Below are 3,919 nucleotides of genomic sequence, written 5' to 3'. Positions count from 1 at the left end.
TTAAAACTTTTTTCTTAAATCCATGTTTAATTGATACGGACTCTTTCCAAAGATATTAAACTTTTTAAAAAATTGGATTTTAAGTTTTATTTTATCGCTTCAGGTTTTATTTTGTTTTCAAACTCATTTTCTTAAAACTCTAAAACCTTTGAATAAAACAATAAAATCCCAAATCAAAACAACTAAAAATAAAAAAAATGAAAAAACAACAGAAAAATAAAGCACTAAAATATAATCAATAATGAAATAAGATAAAAAGCAAGATTAAAAAACATTTCCCTATCCCTGCACCGACCTACATTCCCACTCTTGAAAAGAGCAGTATTATCAGCGATGAAGAGCTTGACTTCCAGGTTCGGAATGGTTAACTGGGTAGTTCCTCTTCTCTAAAGGCACAAGGAAAAGGGAGCTAAAGATAAAACGCATTTACCCTTAACTCCCCTTTCTCTTTATAGGGAGCTGTTTTTCAACAAAGAAGATCGTTAATAGCCCTTAACTTTAAATCAGAGAATATCTCATTTTAATTAAAGTTTAATCCTATAAAAGTCTTTATAAAACTCCAACTCTCTTACACTCAGTAAGGCAGTGGTAACTCATTCGCGCTTATTGCCGTTATCTTATCAAAAAGCAAAAAACAAGCCAAACGCTCTATTAGTAGTAGTCAGCTAAACGCATTACTGCACTTACACATCTACCCTATCAAGCACATAGTCTTTGTGCGAGCTTCAGGGAAAGTTCATCTTGGAGTTGGCTTCCTGCTTAGATGCTTTCAGCAGTTATCACATCCGTGTGTAGCTACCCAGCGATGCTCTTGGCAGAACAACTGGTGCACCAGTGACACGTCCATCCCGGTCCTCTCGTACTAGGGACAGCTCTCCTCAACTTTCCTACGCCCACGGCAGATAGGGACCGAACTGTCTCACGACGTTCTGAACCCAGCTCGCGTACCGCTTTAAATGGCGAACAGCCATACCCTTGGGACCTGCTCCAGCCCCAGGATGCGATGAGCCGACATCGAGGTGCCAAACCTCCCCGTCGATGTGAGCTCTTGGGGGAGATCAGCCTGTTATCCCCGGGGTACCTTTTATCCTTTGAGCGATGGCCCTTCCACACAGAACCACCGGATCACTATGACCGACTTTCGTCTCTGCTTGACTTGTATGTCTTACAGTCAGGCTGGCTTGTGCCATTACACTCAACTTGCGATTTCCAACCGCAATGAGCCAACCTTTGCAAGCCTCCGTTACTTTTTAGGAGGCGACCGCCCCAGTCAAACTACCCACCAAGCATTGTCCTGCCTGTGGATAACACAGGCCAGTTAGCTAACAGAAACATCAAGGGTGGTATCTCAAGGATGGCTCCATAAGAGCCAAAGCCCTTACTTCAAAGCCTCCCACCTATCCTGCGCATGATATTCCCATTAGCAGTGCTAAGTTGTAGTAAAGGTCCACGGGGTCTTTCCGTCTTGCCGCGGGTAGGAGGAATTTTCACCTCCACTACAATTTCACTGAATCTCTGGTTGAGACAGCTCCCATCTCGTTACGCCATTCATGCAGGTCGGTATTTAACCGACAAGGAATTTCGCTACCTTAGGACCGTTATAGTTACGGCCGCCGTTTACTCGGGCTTCAATTCAACGCTTCATCTTGCGACTGACGCATCCTCTTAACCTTCGAGCACCGGGCAGGCGTCACACCTTATACTTCCTCTTACGAGTTGGCAAAGTGCTGTGTTTTTGGTAAACAGTCGGGAGGGACTCTTTGCTGAGACCGCATTGCTGCGGCACACCTTATCGCGAACTTACGGTGCTAGTTTGCAGAGTTCCTTAACCAGAGTTCTTTCACACGCCTTAGAATACTCATCTCATCTACCTGTGTCGGTTTGCGGTACGGACGACTATGGATATGCTTAGAGGCTTTTCTTGGCACGACGGTATCAGCGATTCTCCCTTTGTCCTAAAAGGACTCAAAGAGCCTGTTTGGGTTTCAAATACAGAGGTGGATTTGCCTTCCCTCCAATCTACGCCCTTAGACTAGCGCTTCCATCAGCTAGCTCGCTTAACCCTATGCGTCCCCCCATCACGCTCCATAGTCGGTATTGGAATATTAACCAATTTGCCATCACCTACCCCTTTCGGACTCGGCTTAGGACCCGACTAACCCTACGATGACGACCATCGCGTAGGAAACCTTAGATTTACGGCGGATACAATTCTCATATATCTTATCGTTACTCATTCCTGCATGCTCACTTCATACCGCTCCAGCACTCCTTACCGGTATACCTTCAACGCTGGTATGAACGCTCTTCTACCACTGTGTTTAACACAATCTACAAATTCGGTGTCTATCTTAGCCCCGTTATATTTTCAGCGCATGACCACTAGACCAGTGAGCTGTTACGCTTTCTTTAAAGGATGGCTGCTTCTAAGCCAACCTCCTGGTTGTTTGAGTAGCCACACATCTTTTTCCACTCAGAATAGAACTTAGGGACCTTATTTGGTAGTCTGGGTTGTTCCCCTTTTGACGATTGATTTTATCACCCACCGCCTGACTCCCAAGATACGATAAAAGGTATTCGAAGTTTGATAGGGTTTGGTACCGCGGCGAGCAGCCCTAGCCCAATCAGGGCTCTACCCCCTTTTATTATCACTTGAGGCTATACCTAAATATATTTCGAAGAGAACCAGCTATCACTAAGTTTGTTTGGCCTTTCACCCCTATCCACAGCTCATCCCAACCCGTTTCAATGGGTACGAGTTCAGTCCTCCACGCGCTATTACACGCGTTTCAACTTGGCCATGGATAGATCACTTAGCTTCGGGTCTGCAGCATCTGACTCAAGCGCCCTATTAAGACTCGCTTTCGCTACGGCTTCGCATTCGCTTAACCTTGCCAGATACCACAACTCGCAGGATCATTATGCAAAAGGCAGTCCATCACCCTGATAAATCATAGGGCTCTGAATGATTGTAAGCAGATGGTTTCAGGTTCTATTTCACTCCGCTCACTGCGGTTCTTTTCACCTTTCCCTCACGGTACTTGTTCGCTATCGCTCAAAGAGTAGTATTTAGGGTTGGAGAGTGGTCTCCCCGGCTTCAACCTGGATTCCTCGTGTCCTGGCCTACTCTGGATCCTGCTACCTAAGAACGCCTTGTCGCATACAAGGCTATCACTTTCTATGGCTTACCTTTCCAGGTAACTCTGCTAAAGCGTTCTCTTGGATGTTGCAGTCCTCAACCCCGAATGCAAGCACTCGGTTTGCCCTTTTCCCCGTTCGCTCGCCACTACTTAGGGAATCTCGTTGATTTCTTTTCCTCTAGTTACTGAGATGTTTCACTTCACTAGGTTCGCTCTCTATTAAAGAGTAACTAATATCTCTATTAGTTGGGTTGCCCCATTCGGACATCTACGCATCAAAGCTCCTTGACAGCTCCGCATAGCTTATCGCAGTCTAGTACGTCCTTCATCGCCTCTCTTTGGCAAGGCATCCGCCATCTGCTCTTAAAAGCTTGTTTTAAATTTTAAAATATCCTTCAAAACCCGCCTTTTTATAATGAATAACGACAATTGCACGAATATTCTTCAGCGCTACCACTGCCTTAATGAATATAAGACAGAGTTGTTGTAGTTTTACTTTACTTTTACATAGGCTATTAACAATGTTAAATCAAATAACTTCGTTTTTCTTCAAAAACTTGCTATAATCACTCTTAATGTTAAACCCTTAAAGAAGACTAAAAATGCTTGATCCCTAATCTTTTTATAACGCTCAAGTTTTACCAACTAGTGAGCTTTTATTTAAAGCTTTTTAGCTTGTAGAACTTGCTTGAATGGTTTCAAATTAAAGAACTTTTCAAAGCTTATCTTTAAAAACGAAATGTAATTATAGACATGCAATGCTTAAAGTTTGCTTAAAT

2 rRNA genes are annotated in these 3,919 nt (G+C 43.8%); both read right to left on the bottom strand.

The features are described 5' to 3' along the window. Window positions 1–282: 282 nt before the first annotated feature. A 5S ribosomal RNA gene (gene rrf / locus QT74_RS07640) occupies window positions 283–400 on the bottom strand. Window positions 401–630: 230 nt separating this feature from the next. Then, window positions 631–3,517, bottom strand: a 23S ribosomal RNA gene (locus QT74_RS07635). Between the last annotated feature and the right edge of the window lie 402 nt (window positions 3,518–3,919).

The organism is Helicobacter pylori SA213A (assembly GCF_000476275.1).
Classification (GTDB): Bacteria; Campylobacterota; Campylobacteria; order Campylobacterales; family Helicobacteraceae; genus Helicobacter; species Helicobacter pylori_CL.
Note: the sequence above shows the minus strand (reverse complement) of the source record. Positions and strands in the feature narration are given on the sequence as shown.